Source organism: Bacillus cereus group sp. Bce019 (assembly GCF_051781745.1).
Taxonomy (GTDB): domain Bacteria; phylum Bacillota; class Bacilli; order Bacillales; family Bacillaceae_G; genus Bacillus_A; species Bacillus_A cereus.
Genome location: NZ_JBPWJX010000010.1, coordinates 93851 through 113629, shown reverse-complemented (window position 1 = coordinate 113629; position 19779 = coordinate 93851). Strand labels below are relative to the sequence as shown.

The following is a 19779-nucleotide window of genomic DNA, read 5'->3' as shown; positions in this document are numbered from 1 at the left end:
AAGTTTTATAAATATATTTCTATATTTATAAAACAAGGCACGATTTTAATCGTGCCTTGTTATTTTATTATGCAGCGTTTTCTACTAAGAAGTCTACAGCTTTACGAACTTTAAGATCTTCAGCTAAAGCGTCTACGCTTCCAAGAGCTTGCTTGATAGCGTCTACTGGCATACCGTACATTTCAGCCATTTTTTCAACTTCTGCAGTTACTTCTTCTTCAGTAACTTCGATGTTTTCAGCTTCAATGATAGCTTCAAGAACAAGATTGATTCTTACACGTTTTTGTGCATCTTCTTTCATTTGCTCTTTTAATTTGTCAGCATCAGTACCTGTGAATTGGTAGTAAAGCTCAAGGTTCATACCTTGTTGGCTTAAACGTTGCTCGAATTCACGAACCATACGATCTAACTCAGTGTTGATCATAGCTTCTGGAATTTCGATTTCAGCGTTAGCAGCAGCTAATTCTACTACTTCGTCACGTACTTTGTGCTCAGCTTCGTGCTTTTTGCCTTCTTCTAAGTTTGTGCGAAGTTTTGCTTTTAATTCATCAAGAGTTGCAACCGCTTCGTCTGCTTCTTTAGCGAACTCGTCGTTTAACTCAGGAAGTTCTTTTGTTTTGATTTCGTGAATTGTTACTTTGAATGTTGCTGGTTTGCCAGCTAATTCAGCAGCATGGTACTCTTCTGGGAATGATACTTCAACGTCTTTAGACTCACCAGATTTAAGACCGATTACTTGCTCTTCGAAACCTGGGATGAATGTACCAGAACCGATTGCTAGAGAGTAGTTTTCGCCTTTTCCGCCTTCAAATGCTTCGCCATCAACGAAACCTTCGAAGTCGATTACAGCTGTATCACCGTTTTCAACAGTTCCTTCTTCTTTAACAACTAGTTCAGCTTGACGTTCTTGTAAAGATTTTAATTCGTTCTCTACATCTTCGTCAGTTACAGTTGTTTCAACTTTTTCTACTGCTAAACCTTTGTACTCACCTAATTTAACTTCAGGTTTCACTGTAACTTTTGCAGTGAAGATAAGGTTAGCATTTTTTTCGAACTTCTCGATGTCGATTTCAGGATGATCAACTGGGAAGATACCAGCTTCTTCAATCGCTTCACCGTATGCTTTTGGTAAAATGATATCTAAAGCATCTTGGTATAAAGATTCAATACCAAAGCGTTGTTCGAATAATGGACGAGGCATTTTTCCTTTACGGAAACCTGGTACGTTAATTGTTTTTACTACTTTTTTGAACGCAGCGTCGATAGAGTTGTTTACTTCTTTAGCATCAACTTCGATTGTTAAAACGCCAACGTTACCTTCTAATTTTTCCCATTTTGTAGACATTTATTCTTTCCCTCCAACTATAATAATGTATGCACATACCTCTATAGATTAAGATCTTCATTATCTCTTTTTTGAAATAACAAATACACAAATAATCCTCTAGCAAAAGCTTTCAGATATAATGTTCCAATCTACTAATTGCCCAGAAGACAACTACGGTATATTTTGTTCGAGAATAATATGAAACATATTAAGTAAGAGAATTACACTTCTCTTCTCTTACAAACAGGCAGTTTTCTGCCTTTTGCAACCCTTACATTATAACATAGAATATGCTCGTTTCAAGAACTGAACGATTCTTTTTCATAATTATACGGGCAAATATCCTTCTCTTTCAACACGTAATAACCATTGATAGGCAATATGAAACTCTTCCAATTCGATATTGTATGCTGCCATAAGCTCTTCTTCATCAATAGCCAATCCGAAACGCTTTCTTCCAATTCTCTCTAAAACAGCTGACCAAATCTCTTCTTTATCCATTAATAGAGCAAATGGGAAAACGCTAATTTGCAATTCTTTCCAATATGTAACCATTGCTTCAAATATATCGGGATAATTTTGCTCTAATCGACTTGATAATTTATGTATAATGTTATTGGATTGCTCCTCATTATGACCTGTAAATGCTGGAATTACCTTAATCGTATTCCCAAACTTTTCTACCTCTATTTCCTCTTCTACCTGACTTTCTATCATTTTATACAAAATAGAAGTTTTCAAATAGGGGTGTTGCTCTTCTTCTATTAAAAATTTCTTTAAAACAGGTAATGCAAGATCTAAGTCTTTTAACGAAAGTCGCTGAATCGCTCTTAGCTTCTGTCCAAAGTTTTCTCCAAAAATTTCATTAGTAAACTCATCCAACTCAAAATTTGAATCGACTAGCGATGCGTCTCCCTCATTGAGCATACCTTCTGCAAATAAAGCAAGTTGCGCTAATTTTTCCTTTTGATCAGGCATTATATCTTTCGTTTGTAAAACCTTTTCAACAGTTTCAATAACACCTTCATAATCATTTGTTTGAACTAAAATAGTCACGTACGTTTCAAGAATATCACCAAATAAGACAACTCCTGTTTTAAGCAACTGTTCACATTTGTCTTTCGCTTCTTCCATACGTTTTAATTCGAGTAAACAAATAACTGAAGCTAATTCCGTTTGTTCCGTTTCCGCATTATACTGACGTAATATTTCAAAGCAGCGCAATGCATCTTCGAACTTCCGCTCTTTCAGCGCTAAAAAACCTTCATCAATATAGCGCTCTGATAGTTGTGGAAACAATACGACCGTATTTTCTTTTTTATCCATACGTCCGCCTCTTTTTCTTGATTTTAATTATGTTCAAAGTAAATATATCAAATGCGTAATGAGAACACAACATCCCAAAACTATTTGTTTGAAATATAAAAATATTTAATTTTTACATTCCAATACGAATAAATCTCTACTAAAAATTAAAATTGTACAAATAAAAATCCCCAGCAACAAGCGCAGAGGATTCATCATTAATGGAAAGCTTTTATAATTGTGGGGTATATTACAAGGGTAATAATTTGGAGAACAATAATTGCCATAACAATCATGCTAAAATAGAAGATTGGTTTACTTCGCTTCATTAAAAACATAATAATAAGCATCGTACAAGCAAACAAACTTAAGAAGAACAAACTTGTTGTCGAACTAAGTATACCACTTGGGACAAAGAACAATAACACTACACTACAAGTACCTATAATTCCAAATAACCATTCCATTCATTCACTCATTCCCTTTCCCTCTCATGGCTGTTTTCTCTAAGCAATCAAATGTTTCACAACATCAACTACATACGTTAATTTCTCATATGCTACAAATCCAAAAGCAACCGTTAAGCCCGTTACAACTAATCCTTTCATCATTTCTGCCTCCTCGTTTTATCGTTGTTATCTTCATTATAAAAGATTAGCAATTTGTTACCATCGAACTACCTTACAGTTACCTTACAGAATTGTAAGATTTCAAAAGAGGATAGAAAAACACCTCACATAGCTTGAGGTGCTTTCACGGAATTTCTCTATAATCACTTGCAAAATTAACTTTTTTCTCTTGGTTATTTTTCGGAGAATCCAATCTTAAACTAATAGATTTACTAAATAATTTAGGATCAAAATAATTATTCATTACTTTTCTTAACTTACCTTCAGATATTTTCGTATTACAAGAAAACAAAGGATGAAAATCATGTTAATATATTTTTATACAATTAAGAATTTAATTTACAAGGGGGATTATATATGTTTAAAAAAATGGCCGCAGATGTATTAGGACTAAGCGATGTAGGTTCTGTTATTACACCTAAAGACTATGATAAGGTCGATGCCGATGATTATGTAATGCATGAAGATGGAGAGAAAATTTACTTTCTAATTAAATCAAAATCAGATGAATATTGCTTCACAAACAAAGGGTTAATTCACTTAGACGGTACAAGCGCAACAAGTAAAAAACGTACACTACGCCGCTTTCGTTATAGTAAATATCAAATTAAAAACGTAGCGCTCGAAACTGCAGGAACGATTGATTTAGATGTAGAAATTAAGTTTCAAATGGGCGATGAACATTACTCAATTGATGTTCATAAAAAACATATTGAAGAATTAAAAGATTTATATAAGGCTTTACTTAAAATCGAAGAAATTTCATACGACAACGATATTACATTACAATATGCACATAAAAGTTTAGATATGGCATCTAATGCCTTTAGCCGCATTTCAAACGCACAAGTAAATTTAGCAGAGCAATTTAAAGAAATGAACGAGATTGCCTTTAACTGGCTTGTTGATACGAAGAAACAATATAATGTGAAAGATTATGGTTTTGTATTTGAGAAGTTTATTAATAACTAAACAGAAAACCTTGTTATCAAAAGATAACAAGGTTTTTGTAGCGTACCAGGAGAAATTCGAGCTCCCACTCCGCCCATTTCCGTACTATTTTATATATTTTGATCGCAGTCTTAATATATCTTCTCCTTCGCGAATGCCTGCCGATCCCTTCCTCACATTTTTTACGACAGTCCAATTCGGGTTAGTTTCATCACCGATGTTCTGTACTGTAAAATTGCCATCACCATATTTTCGGTGGCCTTCTGCCAATTTCTCCGTTAAATCATTCTCATTTGATCTCGCCATCTTTGCGCCATCTCCCTTTTTTATACGACCTTCTTAAACCATCTAACCAATCACAGGTCCAGTCAATTGGAGATTCTCATTTTCCGCTTCTATTAATTGTAACACACTGCCGGGGATAAGTTCCGATAACTGCTGCTCAACCGTACTAGAATGGTAAAGAATTTTATAATATTGCAAGTAAACAATTAAGAGAATCTAGATATGGATTTGAGTTCCATCATAAACCTATTAATTCTTTAAATTAAATAAGATGAATAGGGCGCATAAATGGCGCTCTTTTTATTTAAGAAAAAAAGTACATATGCAACTGCTTAATATCAAAGGAAAGGTCGCAAATATTAAGCATGAACTACACTTATAACCCAAACATCAAATTTTAGACAAACAAAAAACCTTGTTATCTTTTGATAACAAGGTTTTTTTAGCGTCCCAGGAGAGATTCGAACTCCCGACCGTACGCTTAGAAGGCGTATGCTCTATCCGGCTGAGCTACTGGGACATGGAGCGGGTGAAGAGAATCGAACTCTCGACCAGAGCTTGGAAGGCTCTTGTTTTACCACTAAACTACACCCGCATATGTTATTTTCTTTTCTTCGTTAGCGCCGTTGCCCTATCGACAATATTTATTATATGTATAACCACACATAAAGTCAACACCTTTTTTAAAAGAGGATAAATTTTCTTATCCTCTTTTAAAAACTGCCTGTTCAACTAGTTGTCCGTCTAACGTTTCAAAACGAACTTCCATTTGATTTTCATCCATTTCTAATAAAGCAAATGTCTTTTCTACACGCTGACGTGGTAATAAAATACTGCCTGGATTAATAAATAAAACGCCCTCGATTAATTCCGCACCTAATACGTGAGAATGTCCAAAGCATGCAACTTGCGCTCCCACTTCTTCAGCATGGTACGCTAGCGTTTGTAATGTCATTTTTACATTATGTCGATGCCCATGTACAACTAAGAAGCGAATTCCATCTACATCAGTTACAATTTCATCTTGAAAGTTAGCATAATCACAATTTCCTTTTACAACATGGAAACCTTGCAGCTCTTCATGAGCAGGCGTTAGCTCTGAATCACCGCAATGAATCATGATATCTACTTTCCCTTCATACTTCTCTTTTAACTGCTGTAATTCCTTCACAGAGCTATGACTATCGCTTACGATTAAAGCTTTCATCAATCTCTCTCCCTTATTCTCCTAAAAACCATTCAGGGATTTTTTCTTCTAGCTTACGAAGAGCACGTCCGCGGTGACTAATAGCATTTTTTTCATCTGAACTTAATTCCGCCATTGCTTTTTTGTATTCTTCCACATAAAAGATCGGATCGTATCCAAAGCCATTTTCTCCGCGGCGTTGTTCTAAAATAAATCCTTCACATGTCCCGTTTACAATGACAGGCTTTTTATCACCTTCAGGGAAAGCTACTGCTAATGCACAGTAGAAGCGAGCTTTACGCTTATCAAACGGTATTTCATTTAACTCTTGTAAAACTTTATCAATATTCGCTTGATCATCTTTTGGCTCTCCAGCAAAACGAGCTGAATACACGCCTGGTTTCCCGTTTAACGCATCTACAATAAGACCTGAATCATCCGCAATTACAATTGCATTCAACTGTCTACTCAAACTATCCGCTTTTAAGATCGCATTTTCTTCAAATGTTTCACCAGTTTCTTCGACTTCTTCAATATGAGGAAAATCGTGTAATGATTTCACTTCTAAATCAAATCGCTCAAATAACTCAGCAAATTCACGTACTTTCCCCATATTTTTTGTCGCTACAACAACTTGTTTCATACTTTCCACCTCTACTCTATATGAGATACGATGTCACCTAACGCTTCTTTTTGCATATCAATCAGTTGGAAAATGCCTTGTTCTGCTGCATCAAGTAATTCATTTAACTGCGCTCTACTAAACGTCGCTTCTTCTCCAGTTCCTTGCACTTCAACAAACTGACCTTTTCCAGTCATAATTACATTCATATCAACGTCTGCTTTAGAATCTTCTGCATAGTTTAAATCTAAAACAACACCTTGCTCTTCAACAATTCCTACTGACGTTGCTGCTAAATAATCTTTTACTGGAATTTTAGATACTTTTTCTGCTTGTAATAACTTCTCAAACGCTAATACCATCGCTACGTATGCACCTGTAATAGAAGCTGTTCTCGTTCCACCATCTGCTTGGATGACATCACAGTCAATCCAAACTGTTCTCTCGCCAAGCGCTTCTAAATCAACTACCGCACGTAATGCTCGTCCAATTAAGCGCTGGATTTCCATTGTACGCCCTGTTACTTTCCCTTTGCTTGACTCCCTAATCGTACGTTGTTCTGTTGCACGCGGAATCATCGCGTATTCAGCTGTTACCCATCCTTTTCCTTCTCCACGCATAAACGGTGGTACACGCTCTTCAATTGTTGCTGAGCAAATCACCTTTGTATCCCCAACTTCAATTAATACAGATCCCTCTGGATGTTTTAAATAATTCGTATGAATATGTATATGGCGTAATTCTGTTTTCTCTCTACCATCTACTCGCATAAAAATAACCTCCTCTTAATTACTACTCGTTAGTATAGCCAAATTTAAATGTATGATATGTATACAATAAAAGAAGGAGAACCCAAAAAGCAATTCTCCTTTCTTACTTAAGTATATCAAATTATTCAAGATTAAAAACTACCTGTATTCACGTTTTCTGGACGATCTACAGGTTTTATTAACTTTCCGCCCTTTTCATCTATAAGATTTGCTTTTCCATTCACTTCAATAGAAATATTTTTCACACCTTTCTTTTCTGTTAAAGATAAAACTAACGACTTCAATACGTAATTTGAGATCATATTTTTATCTGGGTTTACAAATATATTTTCATTAAAGTTTAATGTAAGATTTCCGTCTTGTAATTTCGGATTCGTAATAAGCTTAACGCCTGGATTAAAATCATTCAGGAGCGATTGATGGATCGGACCTTTTACAAGTTCATCTATAATTGCTGCATAGTCATTTTCTTTACCTTCCGCAACGCGGCGTGTGACTGGTACGTAGTATTGCTGTTTATTATTATTTTGCGCCATAAAATACAGTGTGACTGGTTTTGTATTTGTTACATCTGCTACTTGTTCATCATCGAAGTTAATACCATTTGCACGGCTCACTCCTTCACCAAGCGGTGTACCACCAACCGGCATCTTTGCCAATTTCTCACCATTTATTTGGAACTGCACTTGTTTTATCTCTGTAAATTGCGTCAACGTCCAAGCTATAGATTCAACGATTTGACGCTCTTCTTCTTTCGCATAGTTTTTCATTTCTTTAGAGAAATCAATAACTGCCGTTCCGTCCTTTTTCAAATCTAAAGTCATCGTTGTATTCGCCGGAATGACTGCACGAAACCCATTCGGTAATAAATTCGTTACCGGTCCATCTTTCACAAGGTATTCTAACGTTTGCTTCACAGTCTCATTTGCTTTCGGAGTAGGTATAGCTAACGTTTGTGGTACAACATAACCATTTTTATCAACAAGGTATAGTTCTCTGTTTACCATTTGCCCTTGCTTATCTTTTTTAGCTACTTCTTTCTTCCCACCCTCTGTATACGTAACTTGTTTTGGCGGATCAATTTGTTCAGTTGCTTTCTCTTGATTTATAAAGCCACACCCTGTTAGTAAAACAGCGCTCACAGTAGCACCAACAACCCATTTAAAAGTGGATTTAGGCATGCCATTCCCCCCTAAAATCTAAGTTTGTACTATTATGTATACGAGCTGTTTCACGTTTTAGAACAAGCTGCGCCTCTTATAAATTGAAACTTTAATCAGTAGGGGTCTTACTCCCCAGCAAATAGCAAGATAAAACAAAAACTCCTGATTTCTCAGGAGCTCACTTATATAAATTCTACTATTATTCTTTTTCTAAATGAATATGCTTCACATTTTCAATCGGTTGACCGAACCATTTTGATGCAATTTCTTTAAACAAGCCTATTTTTCCTGTTGTTAAGAAGAGATGATCGCTTTGTTCTTCTCCTTCATTCAACATTTTACTATGATATAAGATTGTACTTACTTCACGTGCTGTTTCATCACCAGAACTAATTAGTTGCACTTTATCTCCCATTACTTTTTTAATAACAGGTCCTAAAATCGGATAATGTGTACACCCTAATATAAGTGTATCAATATCGGTACTTTTCAGTGGTTGTAGCGTTTCTCTTACAACTTCATACGCCATTTCACTTTCGAAATTCCCACTCTCTACAAGTTCAACGAAAGGTGGACAAGCTAAACTTTCTACCATAACACGGTTATTAATAGACTTTAACGCCTCTTCGTATGCACCACTTTTCACCGTTCCAATCGTTCCAATAATCCCAACGTGATACGTGTTTGTCACTTTTAAAGCTGTACGTGATCCTGGGTGAATAACTCCTACTACTGGAATTGATAATTGTTTTTGCATCTCTTCTAATACAACTGCAGTTGCTGTATTACACGCAATAACTAACATTTTAATATTTAAGTCTAGTAAATGCTCTGTCATTTCCCACGTAAATTGACGTACTTCTTCTCGAGAACGTGGACCATAAGGACAACGTGCTGTATCTCCTAAATATATGATACGCTCTTTCGGCAACTGACGAATTAATTCCTTCGCTACTGTTAAACCGCCAACTCCTGAATCGATAACACCGATTGCTCTATTCAACTTCATCACCCGTTTTCTCATTCATCATCTTTTATGTTTATCATTATATTTTACACACTTTAAGTTCGCTCACTTCAAATGCTTCTGTATGAAAATTTTCATTTTCCCATGTATAGACTAGGACCTTTTTTATTTTGCTCCTTTTTTTCGTAATTTGCAAGATAGAAAAATAACCGACCTTCTATAAGAAAGTCGGTTTCTTCTATACAATATCAACATCAAACTTAGCCTTTTTAAACAAGTTATAAGGAGCTGCGAGCTCTTCCAGCCACAAACCAGTCGGGTGTCCATTCATATCATGAGCGCTTGTTGAAACTAACAATATCCTTTTCAACATATCCCCTCCTTACTACTTATTTATGTATGGAGTGTTCTTATCATTCATATAACGCATGAAACAAAAAAATAGCCGACTCTTTATATAAGTCGGCTTTCTTTTTATAACTCGAGCTCTCCCATACGAAGAAGCTCAACAACTGCTTGTGAACGTCCTTTAACCCCTAGCTTTTGCATTGCGTTTGAGATGTGGTTGCGAACTGTCTTTTCACTGATAAAAAGTTCACCTGCAATTTCCTTCGTTGTTTTATCTTGAACCAGTAATTCAAATACTTCTCTCTCTCTCTTTGTGAGTAAAGGTTTAGATTGATACGCTTTTTCCTTCAACTGGTATAACCCTCCTTGCTTAAGCCAGAGCTGTGTATGTGTAAGTTGGGTGTTTATTTAGTCAAGATATTGTATGAACGAAATGTGCGGGTGGTGAATGAAAATGGGCTTTATTTCACATGTTATTTTAGACTTTTATACAGTGCGTTCACTCTTTGTATCCACTTACTTTTCGGTACGCCATATTTGTTCTAGTAATATGCTGACAACTGTACCTACGAACAAACCATTTCCAAATATATATTGTATGACAGACGGCAAGGACTGGAGCGCTCCAGACGGTAAAAACATAACGCCGCTACCAAATAATACTGCAACGCCTAAAATTGTTACATTCCTTTCATTAAGCTCCACTTGTTTTATATTATTTAACCCAATTCCAATTAACTGTACGAAAGAAGCCATTAAAACCGCAGATGCGACAGCGGATGGTAAAGATGCTAAATAACGAATAATACTTGGGAACAGCGACATTACGACTAGTAACATACATGCTAGTAAGAACGAACGTATATATTTTTGTTTCGTTAAACGTATAAATCCTGCCGTTGCCGGTAACGGCACGACACCTACAGTTGAAAATATGGAAGAAATGATGTGTGAAATGCCTCCAACCCACGTTCCATCCTTCAACTGTTTCTGTTCAATAGTCGCTTTTTGAATGGTAGCTTGATTAATCGCTATAATAGCTGCCACTGTATTTGAAACTAAAATACATACCATAACGAAACTTGATACTGCCATACCTGTATTCCATTTTGGAAGTCCCCAAGCAAATATTTGCGGAAGTTGCACAAAATGAGTTACTTGAGATGGAATCGTCACTTTTCCTGCAATGAGAAAAAGAATCCACCCACTAATTAATCCTATTAAAACCGCATAACTTTTGACAAAACCTTTCCCAAAATTAGATAGTATAATAACGAAAAGAAATATACTAAACGCAATTATCGCTGTAAATGCATCAATTTGAGAAACAGTAGCAGTAATTCCTAGCATTCCTTTTAAAAATACACCGCTTAATTGTAAGCATAATAAAAGTAAAAACGTCCCTGTCACAAGTGGCGTAAATAAAAATAAAATACGTCCGATAAAACCAGTTACTCCTAGTCCTATTAAAATAACACCTGAGATTATCATTCCTAATTCTAAAATTTGCAATGTACTGTGTAATTGCTCTTGCCCGACAGTTGCGTAAGCAAGTACGGTAAATACGCCAACCCATGATCCAGCTGGTCCATCTGCAATTGGTAGTCTATGTCCAAGCCACCCTTGTAAAAAAGAAGATATACCAACTACAAAAAATGTACGCTGCATTAAATAAAATATTTCCTCCGTCGTAAGATGAAATAATCCGCCAACGACAATTGGTAATGCGATTGAATTCGCTAATAAAAATATAAACCATTGCAAAGTTCCCATAATATGATTTTGGTTATGTTGATTGTCCAAATTTTTCATCCCTTCCATACATTTCACATAGAAATACACACTATACTATTACGTAGCTTTTCGAAACAAAACTTTTTGTCCCTTCGATTTCTTCCCGTATCCAAATGTCGCAGTATACACTCCACAAACGATAAAAACAGCTCCAATTATTTGAATAGCTGTTACACTTTTCTGCAATATAATATAGCCTACCACCATCGTAACGAATGGTTCTAAATTTAAAAACATGGCTGCTGTTGATGCTTGTGCTTTTCTCAATTGATTATTCCAAGCCAATGTACAAATTCCATGCATAAGTATTGCTGTCACAATAAGAAGCGACCAACTCTCTATAGAGTATTTCAACGTTATGTGAGAAAAGGTAAAAGCAAGAAACGGTAGCATAATTAAAAAACCAAAAATTGAAGAAAAGAATGTAATCAAAAACATATCATCTCTGTTCCCCAATTTCCGAATTAAAACGATAGATAAAGAAAAAGATAGCATCGTTATAAAAATCCATATTAACCCTTCTGAAAAGACAAACCTCTGCCCAACACCAATTACAAAAAACACTCCAAAAGTAGCAATTCCCCCTCCTATTACTAACTTAGCTGTTAACGGTTCGTTTAAAATAAATACCGCTAAAATAGAAGTCATGACAGGAGTAAGTGCTAATATTAGCGCAGCTGTTGTTGGATCTGCTGTTTGTAACCCTTCATAAAAAGACCATTGATTAATCGCGACACCTATGACTCCAATTAATAATACACCTTTCATTTCATTCTTTTCTATATATAAGCCTTTCTTACACATAATAGCGTACGCTAGAAAAAACAAATTAATAAATAGTAAGCGAAGTGTCGTTAACAACACCGGATGAAATGTATTTACTAAAATCGCACCAAATATAAAATTACTCCCCCAAACTACTACACATATAAACAGTAATATATAAGTACGTGTCACCTATTCCCCTCCTTTTCTCGTAAAAAAGAAGGATTCCTATTCTTTCATTAGGAACCCTTGAAAAAATATATATAAATTAGGGAGATACGTAAATTAAATCAATACGCCTTGAACATGTTGCAAGGAACCTGCTACTATTTTTCCACCTTTCATCACAGCAGGTCGCTGTGCACGTCTAGCTATCGCTTCTGCTGAACAAGTAGCTTGTAAGAAAACAAAATCAGCTTTATCTCCTACTTTAGGCCAAACTTGATTTCCGTCTTGATCCAATGGCGTTTTTCCACCTGTAATATAAGTTAAAGAAGAAGCTAAAGACTTTTCATCAATCCAGCGATACTTTTCCGCTAAACGCCCTACTCTTTCAAAAATATCAGCATTTCCGAATGGTCCCCATGAATCAAACATACTATCGCAACCTAAAGAAACGGAAACACCCTTTTCTGTAAGTAATGGTACTGGCGGCATATTTCTGTTAATTGGTACCGTCGTAATAATAGACATTCCTCTTTCAGCTAATAAGTCTGCCATATCTGCTCCTTCTTCTTTAGATACATCTCCTAGGCTAAACGCATGACTGACCGCAACACGTCCGTCCCAACTAGCCTCCTCTGTATACTGAGCTAACTTTTTAATTGTATAAATACCTAAATGCCCTGCATCATGTAAATGCAAATCAACATCGGCATTTGCTTCTACAGCAATTTCCATCATATCAAAAAGTGATTTTTCAATATTATTATCTACAGTAGCTGGATCTACACCACCTACTAAAGTTGCGCCCATTTTCATCGCTTCTCTCATAAGAGAATGCGCTTCTGTACGAAGTAAACCATGCTGCGGGAATGCTACGATTTCATATGTAAACGCATCTTTCATATTCTCTAAAGTTTGACGTACAGATTCTAAGTTTTTAAGACCGATATACGGATCAATATTTACATGCGTTCGTATATGAGTCGAACCAGCATTTAAAATGTTGCTTAGTAATAACTCTGCTCTCTCTCCAGTTGTTTGAGCTAAAATTGGTAACTCCTGCTGTTCTAACTCTAATCTCTCAATAATATTTTTTACTGGTGTACATGCTTCCCATGGACCACCAAGTCTTGTCTTATCAAGGTGAAAATGATTTTCCACAAACGACGGAAGAACAAGCAATTCTTTCGCATCTTTCATTTCATATTCCGTTTGAAGCGGTGCATCCGCAAGTACAATCTTTGCAATCTTTCCATCTTGTATAAGTAAATGATACAAAGCTGTTTCTGTGCCTGTAACTACTTCATTATTAAACTTGTAACCTGTTTCTAATCGTACATTCGTTAACCAATACACATTTTGCATTTCAATCATCCTCTCAAACAAGATTATTTATAGCCGTTTTTTCCAAACTACCAGCAACAACATTCCCTTTATATAAAACCGCACAGCGCTCTGTTTGTCTTGCTACTACCTCGGCTGAACATGATGCTTCTGTAAAGACGATATTTGCTTCATCCCCAATTTTTGGCCATTGACGATTTCCTTGATCATCTAATATAGATTTCCCACCCGTAATAAACTGAAGTGCTTTCCCTAAAGAGCGCTCATCAATCCATCTAAATCTCTCCGCTAGACAATTTGCCTTTTGCAACATATCTCCTGTCCCAAACGGAGACCAATGATCAGTTATACTATCATTTCCTAGCGAAACTTTTACACCTTTACGATTTAATAACGGAACTGGAATTACATGTCTACTAATTGGAACTGTTGACGTTATATCAATACCTAATGCCGCAAGTCGTTCAGCCATTTCCTCCGCTTCTTCTACAGATACATCTCCAAGTCCAAGAGCATGACTAATCGTAACTCTTCCTTGCCACCCTGCTTCTTCTGTTAGTGCAGCTAATCTCTTCATTGTAAATGTTCCAAGTTGATCCGCATCATGTAAATGAATATCAATGTCTGAATCAAACTCTACTGCAATATCCATAATTATATTCAATGATTTTTCAATATTACCATCTACTGTGGCTGGGTCTACTCCACCTACTAAATGAGCTCCCATACGCATAGCATCTTTTACAAGCCCTACGGAATTACTTCTTAACAAACCATGTTGCGGGAATGCTACAATTTTTGCTGATAACTTATCTTTATATGTTTCCAGTGCCGCAATCGTTGCTTCTAAATTCCCAAGACCAATTACAGGATCAATATTGCAATGTGTTCGAATATTTGTCGCTCCATTTTCAAGAAGTAATTGCAACATTTTCTCCGCTCTACTCTTTGCAGTTTCTAATTGCTTCGGAAGAATAGTTTGCTCCTCATGAATACGAGTGAATATACTTTTTACTGGTGTACATGCTTTCCATGGTCCACCATAATACGTTTTATCAATATGAATATGCATTTCTTCAAATGCTGGTAATGCCAGTAAACCATTTGCATTTACTACTTCACCATCTTGCTCTGATACAATTCCAGGTAATATGTTCGTAATCTTTCCATCTTCAATAAATAAACTACAAATTTCTGTTTCTGTACTTGTAATTCGCGCTTCCTCATATACGTACCCACATTCAAGTTTTACATTCGTTAACCAATATTGTGATTTCACACTCACTTTGTCAATCTCCCTTCGCAATATGATTTTTCTACTTACAAACGAAACAAAAATAGATAAAAATTTCTATCAGTGTAAAATCATTTTTACACTGATAGAATTTTCTATTTTACTGTAGCTCTACACCTTCCAGCCGCAAATACCCAGATGGATCAATCCAAAATCCTTTTATATTTTTCGTAGTTGCCGCAATATGATTAATCCCTCGAATTGGTACTAGTAAAGCATCTTTTAATTCAATCTCTTGTAACTGTTTATACAATTCTTTTCTCTTCGTCTCATCTTTTTCTTTTCTAGCTTCTTCTATTAATTTATCTACTTCCGGATTACTATAGAAAAATTGGTTACCAGTTGCTCCGTGTGAACTAGAATGGAATAAATTATATTGATTATAGTCACCATCACCTGTTGCGTTTCCCCATCCTCCAACAAACATCGCATGTTCTGATTTATTCGTTGCAGCTAAAAACGCACCATATTCCATAACTTTAATTTCTACATCAACGCCAATCCCTTTTAATTGAGATTGAATTACTTCCACTAACGCCATTCTAACTTTGCTGTCATTCGTCCAAATTGTTGTTTTAAATCCATTTGGATAACCAGCATCTGCTAATAATTTTTTCGCAGTATTAATGTCATACTTATATCCTTTTACGTCTTTCGTATAACCGAACACTTTAGGAGTCATTACGGAGTTTATTTCAGTCCCAACATTGTTATATACCCCTTTTAAAATCCCTTTCGTTTCAATTGCATGTGCAATCGCTTGACGAACGAGCGGGTTGTCAAATGGCTTTTTCTGTACATTAAATCCAATATATTCTACACCTAAACCTTCATTTTCAATTAACTCCATAGATGGTGAATTTTTCACACGTTCTACTTCAGTTACAGGTAAATTCTCTGCAATGTGAGCTTCACTAGTTTCAATCATTCCAATACGTGTTGCATCTTCTGGTACTACTTTGAATACCACTTCATCAATCTTTGATTTTTCACCCCAATAATTTTTATTCTTTTCAAGGCGAATTTCTTCACCTGGTTTCCATGATTTAAAAGTATATGGACCTGTCCCAACCGGATGCTGCGCTAAGCCTTTCCCTTTTTCATCAATTGCTTTCGGACTTAAAATACTTCCTTCATTACTTGCGAAAATAGATAAAAGAGGTGAGTATGGGTATTTCAATACGAACTGTACTGTATATTCATCAATTACTTTTATTTCTTGAATCATGGAATAAACAGTTGCTCGATTTGAACCTACTTTCGGGTCTAATACACGTTCAAAGTTTTTCTTTACTGCCTCAGCATTAAATGGTGCACCATCTTGGAATGTCACTCCTTGTTGCAACTTAAATTCCCAATTTAAATCATCAATTTGTTTCCATTCCTTTGCTAACATCGGCTTAAAATCCATGTTTTTATCTCGCTGTACAAGATTTTCATATACTTTATGGTACACAACACTTGCGGAAGGGATGTTTGTAATAAAATGCGGATCTAAATTATCAGCATCTGACAGTCTAGCAATTGTTAAAACACCGCCTTCTTTTGTTCCATTGCTTCCTGATCCTTCATTTCCTGTCTTCGTATTAGATGAACACCCCGCTAGAAAAACTGAAAGACATAAAATTGTGATAAAACAAATCACAAGTCCCCTTTTGAATCTCATTGCCCTTCCCCCTCCACTTTCTTTTATCTCTACATCCTAAAGTGAAACCTTACATCTAGCTTTCTATCCCCTACTTTCTAATAGCAGATCATTCCACCACCCTTTCTTTTTCAATTTCGTCTATGTATTTGTAATTATAAATAACTTTGCGGAAAAAGTTTTTAAACATCTTTACTTCTATTTGCACTTTCTTTACTTATTGAATTTTCTGAATTCTTTTGAAACATCTTTACTTCTATTTGCACTTTCTTTACTTATTGTTTTAAACTCGTTGACTCGTTTTAATTTTCTGATAATTTAATCATAAAGAAAGAAAGGGAGGTATGAAAAATGGAAGTTCGTCTTTCTAAAGAAGAAAATACTTCTTTGCAAACAATTCAAACGAAGAACACATCGAAATGGATCATTAGCTATCGAAAACTGAAAAAAAATAAGATGGCATTTATCGGGGGTGTTATCGTTCTTTTCTATATTTTAATAGCTATATTTGCCCCATTGTTAGCACCCTACAATCCATTTGATATTCAGTTAGTTAACAAATTACAACCACCATCTATGGAACATTGGATGGGAACAGATGATAAAGGCAGAGATATTTTAAGCCGCCTTTTACACGGGACACGCCTTTCGTTACTTGTTGGATTTTCTTCTGTATTTATAGGGGCATTGTTCGGCATTATTCTTGGTATCATTTCTGGTTATTACGGTGGATGGTTTGACACAATCATTATGCGAATCATTGATATTATGCTAGCTTTCCCTGGTATTTTACTTGCTCTTGCCATTGTAGGCGCACTAGGACCAAGTCTTGTGAACGTAATTATCGCTATTGGCTTTTTCTCAATCCCTATGTTCGCTCGTATCGTTAGAGCTTCTACATTAACAGTAAAAAAATTAGAGTATATCGATGCTATAAGAGCACTAGGGGCAAATGATTTTACTATTATTATGAAACACATATTCCCTAACATCTTATCACCTATTATCGTCCAAGCTACTTTACGCTTAGCTACAGCAATTTTATCTGCAGCTGGATTATCATTTTTAGGACTTGGAGCGCAACCACCTTCACCTGAATGGGGTGCCATGTTAAGTAATGGGCGCGACTTTTTATTTACCGCACCACATATTGCAATGTTTCCTGGAATCGCAATGTCTACACTCGTAATCGGTTTAAACATGTTTGGTGACGGATTACGTGATGCACTAGATCCGAGACTTAAAAAATAGAAAGGGGCATTATACATGCTAATGTTTATTTTTCGTAGAATACTACAATTAATTCCCGTTCTTTTTGGCGTTGTATTCGTCGTTTTCTTAATTATGCAAATGGTACCCGGTGACCCAGCTCTCCTTATCGCTGGTGAAGGAGCATCAAAAGAAACTGTCGAGCAAATACGCCATCAATTAGGATTAGACAAACCCTTTATCATGCAATATTTCTCTTATATCGGAAATATATTACAAGGAGATTTCGGGGTTTCAATTCGTTCTAACCGCCCAGTGTTAGACGAAGTATTAATCCGCCTTCCAATCACTATTGAACTCGCACTGTGTAGTATCGTCATTACAGTTGTAATTGGGATGATTGCTGGTATCATCTCTGCTACAAAGCAATATTCTTGGACAGATGTTTCTATTATGATTATCGCTTTGTTAGGTGTCTCATTACCAAGCTTTTGGTTTGGACTTATGCTCATTTTCTACTTCTCTGTCCAAATTCAAATATTCCCGGTTTCTGGTTGGGGAACTTGGATGCACATGGTTTTACCAGCACTTACACTTGGTGCATCTGGCGCAGCAATTGTAGCACGTATGACTCGCTCAAGTATGCTTGATGTTATACGCCAAGATTATATACGAACAGCAAGAGCAAAAGGGGTAAAAGAAAGAGTTGTTATATATAAACATGCTTTGAGAAACGCATTAATTCCCGTTATTACTGTTGTTGGATTACAATTTGGTGCCCTTTTAGGCGGTACAGTTTTAGTAGAATCAGTTTTTGCTATAAATGGACTTGGAAGATTGATTGTAGACGCCATCCGAATGAGAGACTTACCAATGTTACAAGGAGGCGTATTAATCGCCTCGGTCATCTTCGTTCTAGTCAATCTTATTGTTGATATTTTATACCGTCATTTCAATAAACGTATTGAGCTTAATTAAGGGGGTGCACAAACATGAATAAAAAGGAAGAGGTATTACAAGTTAAAGATTTAAAAACACATTTCTTTACAGACGAAGGTGTAAGCAAAGCGGTTGATGGTTTAAATTTCTCTGTTTCTAAAGGAGAAACACTCGGCATCGTAGGTGAATCTGGTTGTGGGAAGAGTATCACTTCTCTATCCATTATGAGATTAATTGACCGAGAAAGCGGCAGTAAAATTGAGGGGAGCATTTTATTTAAAGGAAAAGATTTATTACAACAAAACGAAGCTGAAATGCGTGCAATTCGCGGAAATCAAATCTCAATGATTTTCCAAGAACCAATGACATCTTTGAATCCAGTATATTCTGTTGGGGAACAGATCGCAGAAGCAATTCGTATCCATCAAAAATTAAATAAAAAGGAAGCTTGGAATAAAGCCGTAGATATGTTGAAACTAGTTGGAATTCCTTCTCCTGAAAAGCGTGCAAAACAAGAGCCTCATGAACTAAGCGGAGGAATGCGACAACGCATTATGATTGCAATGGCACTTGCTTGCAATCCAGATTTACTCATTGCAGACGAACCAACAACTGCTCTTGATGTAACAATTCAAGCCCAAATATTATCACTTATGAAATCACTTCAAAAACAACTCGGTATGGGAATTATCATGATTACACATGACTTAGGAGTCGTGTCAGAAACATGCGATAGAGTCGCCGTTATGTACGCTGGAAAAATCGTCGAATATGCAGATATCGAGCATATATTTACTAGTCCAAAACATCCTTATACAATCGGACTTCTTCAATCTCTTCCAAGACTCGATACAGACCAAGAAGAGTTACAAACTATTCCTGGATCCGTACCGAGTCCATACCATATGCCGAGCGGATGTCGCTTTACTGATAGATGCACACATGCAAAAGAACTATGTCACAATACTCTTCCAGAACTTCAACTCACACAAGATGGAAGTAAAGTTCGATGCTGGATGTTTACAGACCTTTGGGATAAATCATCTTCAGAAAAATTGGAGGTATTATAAT

The 19779-nt window shown here is 36.0% G+C and carries 19 protein-coding genes, 2 tRNA genes and 1 pseudogene; 4 read left to right on the top strand and 18 right to left on the bottom strand.

Annotated features, from left to right (window positions below):
- Positions 1–67: 67 nt before the first annotated feature.
- The 3 genes from tig to ACS2QP_RS15670 all read right to left on the bottom strand — a co-directional run bounded on the left by tig (position 68) and on the right by ACS2QP_RS15670 (position 3099).
- Positions 68–1345, bottom strand: coding sequence for a trigger factor (gene tig, locus ACS2QP_RS15680; protein WP_000105215.1), 1278 nt, complete (start codon positions 1343–1345; stop codon positions 68–70).
- 309 nt (positions 1346–1654) lie between these two features.
- Positions 1655–2653, bottom strand: a complete 999-nt coding sequence (locus ACS2QP_RS15675) for a hypothetical protein (RefSeq protein ID WP_000358277.1) — start codon at positions 2651–2653, stop codon at positions 1655–1657.
- A 197-nt stretch (positions 2654–2850) separates the two neighbouring features.
- Complete coding sequence (locus ACS2QP_RS15670) at positions 2851–3099, bottom strand: hypothetical protein (protein WP_001983650.1); 249 nt, start codon at positions 3097–3099, stop codon at positions 2851–2853.
- A gap of 519 nt (positions 3100–3618) precedes the next feature.
- Between ACS2QP_RS15670 and ACS2QP_RS15665 the strand changes: the two genes are divergently transcribed.
- Positions 3619–4233 (top strand): PH domain-containing protein, encoded by a 615-nt coding sequence (locus ACS2QP_RS15665; RefSeq protein WP_000473863.1) that lies wholly within the window; start codon positions 3619–3621, stop codon positions 4231–4233.
- Between the two features lie 84 nt (positions 4234–4317).
- Here ACS2QP_RS15665 and ACS2QP_RS15660 read toward each other — a convergent pair whose 3' ends face one another.
- The 15 genes and pseudogenes from ACS2QP_RS15660 to ACS2QP_RS15590 form a co-directional block, all read right to left on the bottom strand.
- Positions 4318–4518, bottom strand: coding sequence for a hypothetical protein (locus ACS2QP_RS15660; protein WP_000124460.1), 201 nt, complete (start codon positions 4516–4518; stop codon positions 4318–4320).
- A 425-nt stretch (positions 4519–4943) separates the two neighbouring features.
- Positions 4944–5017, bottom strand: a tRNA-Arg gene (locus tag ACS2QP_RS15655).
- A gap of 1 nt (position 5018) precedes the next feature.
- A tRNA-Gly gene (locus ACS2QP_RS15650) sits at positions 5019–5092 on the bottom strand.
- Positions 5093–5200: 108 nt separating this feature from the next.
- Positions 5201–5704 (bottom strand): metallophosphoesterase, encoded by a 504-nt coding sequence (locus ACS2QP_RS15645; protein ID WP_000645488.1) that lies wholly within the window; start codon positions 5702–5704, stop codon positions 5201–5203.
- Between the two features lie 13 nt (positions 5705–5717).
- Positions 5718–6326 (bottom strand): XTP/dITP diphosphatase, encoded by a 609-nt coding sequence (locus tag ACS2QP_RS15640; RefSeq protein WP_000815939.1) that lies wholly within the window; start codon positions 6324–6326, stop codon positions 5718–5720.
- Positions 6327–6337: 11 nt separating this feature from the next.
- A complete protein-coding gene (gene rph / locus ACS2QP_RS15635) occupies positions 6338–7075 on the bottom strand; it encodes a ribonuclease PH (RefSeq protein ID WP_001261765.1) in 738 nt (245 codons plus the stop codon).
- Positions 7076–7206: 131 nt separating this feature from the next.
- On the bottom strand, positions 7207–8256 hold the full coding sequence (gerM, locus tag ACS2QP_RS15630) for a spore germination protein GerM (protein ID WP_001126746.1): 1050 nt from the start codon (positions 8254–8256) through the stop codon (positions 7207–7209).
- A 181-nt stretch (positions 8257–8437) separates the two neighbouring features.
- Positions 8438–9247: a glutamate racemase gene (gene racE / locus ACS2QP_RS15625; protein WP_438882590.1), complete on the bottom strand. Its 810-nt coding sequence runs from the start codon at positions 9245–9247 to the stop codon at positions 8438–8440.
- Between the two features lie 199 nt (positions 9248–9446).
- A pseudogene (locus ACS2QP_RS15620) lies at positions 9447–9578 on the bottom strand (type 1 glutamine amidotransferase domain-containing protein); the annotation flags it as partial.
- 101 nt (positions 9579–9679) lie between these two features.
- Complete coding sequence (gene gerE, locus ACS2QP_RS15615) at positions 9680–9904, bottom strand: spore germination transcription factor GerE (protein ID WP_000659484.1); 225 nt, start codon at positions 9902–9904, stop codon at positions 9680–9682.
- A gap of 165 nt (positions 9905–10069) precedes the next feature.
- Complete coding sequence (locus tag ACS2QP_RS15610; RefSeq protein ID WP_318581820.1) at positions 10070–11374, bottom strand: purine/pyrimidine permease; 1305 nt, start codon at positions 11372–11374, stop codon at positions 10070–10072.
- Between the two features lie 30 nt (positions 11375–11404).
- Complete coding sequence (locus ACS2QP_RS15605; protein ID WP_000198920.1) at positions 11405–12304, bottom strand: DMT family transporter; 900 nt, start codon at positions 12302–12304, stop codon at positions 11405–11407.
- A gap of 93 nt (positions 12305–12397) precedes the next feature.
- Entirely contained in the window at positions 12398–13642 is a 1245-nt protein-coding gene (locus ACS2QP_RS15600; protein WP_438882589.1) for an amidohydrolase family protein, read from the bottom strand.
- Positions 13643–13655: 13 nt separating this feature from the next.
- Positions 13656–14906 (bottom strand): amidohydrolase family protein, encoded by a 1251-nt coding sequence (locus tag ACS2QP_RS15595; RefSeq protein WP_438882588.1) that lies wholly within the window; start codon positions 14904–14906, stop codon positions 13656–13658.
- Between the two features lie 109 nt (positions 14907–15015).
- Entirely contained in the window at positions 15016–16581 is a 1566-nt protein-coding gene (locus ACS2QP_RS15590; RefSeq protein ID WP_001211304.1) for a glutathione ABC transporter substrate-binding protein, read from the bottom strand.
- A 330-nt stretch (positions 16582–16911) separates the two neighbouring features.
- Between ACS2QP_RS15590 and nikC the strand changes: the two genes are divergently transcribed.
- From nikC to ACS2QP_RS15575, 3 genes are read left to right on the top strand one after another with little or no spacing between them, the layout of a single operon-like run.
- Positions 16912–17811, top strand: coding sequence for a nickel transporter permease (gene nikC / locus ACS2QP_RS15585; RefSeq protein ID WP_438882587.1), 900 nt, complete (start codon positions 16912–16914; stop codon positions 17809–17811).
- 15 nt (positions 17812–17826) lie between these two features.
- Positions 17827–18747, top strand: coding sequence for a nickel ABC transporter permease (nikB, locus tag ACS2QP_RS15580; protein ID WP_000928487.1), 921 nt, complete (start codon positions 17827–17829; stop codon positions 18745–18747).
- A 14-nt stretch (positions 18748–18761) separates the two neighbouring features.
- The gene (locus ACS2QP_RS15575) at positions 18762–19778 is read left to right on the top strand and encodes an ABC transporter ATP-binding protein (RefSeq protein ID WP_438882586.1); all 1017 of its coding nucleotides are present in this window, start codon (positions 18762–18764) and stop codon (positions 19776–19778) included.
- Position 19779: the final 1 nt, after the last annotated feature.

Bases quoted from the DNA above. Each gene is read 5' to 3' on its own strand.
- tig (WP_000105215.1), bottom strand. From the start codon at position 1,345: ATGTCTACAAAATGGGAAAAATTAGAAGGTAACGTTGGCGTTTTAACA.
- ACS2QP_RS15675 (WP_000358277.1), bottom strand. From the start codon at position 2,653: ATGGATAAAAAAGAAAATACGGTCGTATTGTTTCCACAACTATCAGAG.
- ACS2QP_RS15670 (WP_001983650.1), bottom strand. From the start codon at position 3,099: ATGGAATGGTTATTTGGAATTATAGGTACTTGTAGTGTAGTGTTATTG.
- ACS2QP_RS15665 (WP_000473863.1), top strand. From the start codon at position 3,619: ATGTTTAAAAAAATGGCCGCAGATGTATTAGGACTAAGCGATGTAGGT.
- ACS2QP_RS15660 (WP_000124460.1), bottom strand. From the start codon at position 4,518: ATGGCGAGATCAAATGAGAATGATTTAACGGAGAAATTGGCAGAAGGC.
- ACS2QP_RS15645 (WP_000645488.1), bottom strand. From the start codon at position 5,704: ATGAAAGCTTTAATCGTAAGCGATAGTCATAGCTCTGTGAAGGAATTA.
- ACS2QP_RS15640 (WP_000815939.1), bottom strand. From the start codon at position 6,326: ATGAAACAAGTTGTTGTAGCGACAAAAAATATGGGGAAAGTACGTGAA.
- rph (WP_001261765.1), bottom strand. From the start codon at position 7,075: ATGCGAGTAGATGGTAGAGAGAAAACAGAATTACGCCATATACATATT.
- gerM (WP_001126746.1), bottom strand. From the start codon at position 8,256: ATGCCTAAATCCACTTTTAAATGGGTTGTTGGTGCTACTGTGAGCGCT.
- racE (WP_438882590.1), bottom strand. From the start codon at position 9,247: ATGAAGTTGAATAGAGCAATCGGTGTTATCGATTCAGGAGTTGGCGGT.
- ACS2QP_RS15610 (WP_318581820.1), bottom strand. From the start codon at position 11,374: ATGGAAGGGATGAAAAATTTGGACAATCAACATAACCAAAATCATATT.
- ACS2QP_RS15600 (WP_438882589.1), bottom strand. From the start codon at position 13,642: ATGCAAAATGTGTATTGGTTAACGAATGTACGATTAGAAACAGGTTAC.
- ACS2QP_RS15590 (WP_001211304.1), bottom strand. From the start codon at position 16,581: ATGAGATTCAAAAGGGGACTTGTGATTTGTTTTATCACAATTTTATGT.
- nikC (WP_438882587.1), top strand. From the start codon at position 16,912: ATGGAAGTTCGTCTTTCTAAAGAAGAAAATACTTCTTTGCAAACAATT.
- nikB (WP_000928487.1), top strand. From the start codon at position 17,827: ATGCTAATGTTTATTTTTCGTAGAATACTACAATTAATTCCCGTTCTT.
- ACS2QP_RS15575 (WP_438882586.1), top strand. From the start codon at position 18,762: ATGAATAAAAAGGAAGAGGTATTACAAGTTAAAGATTTAAAAACACAT.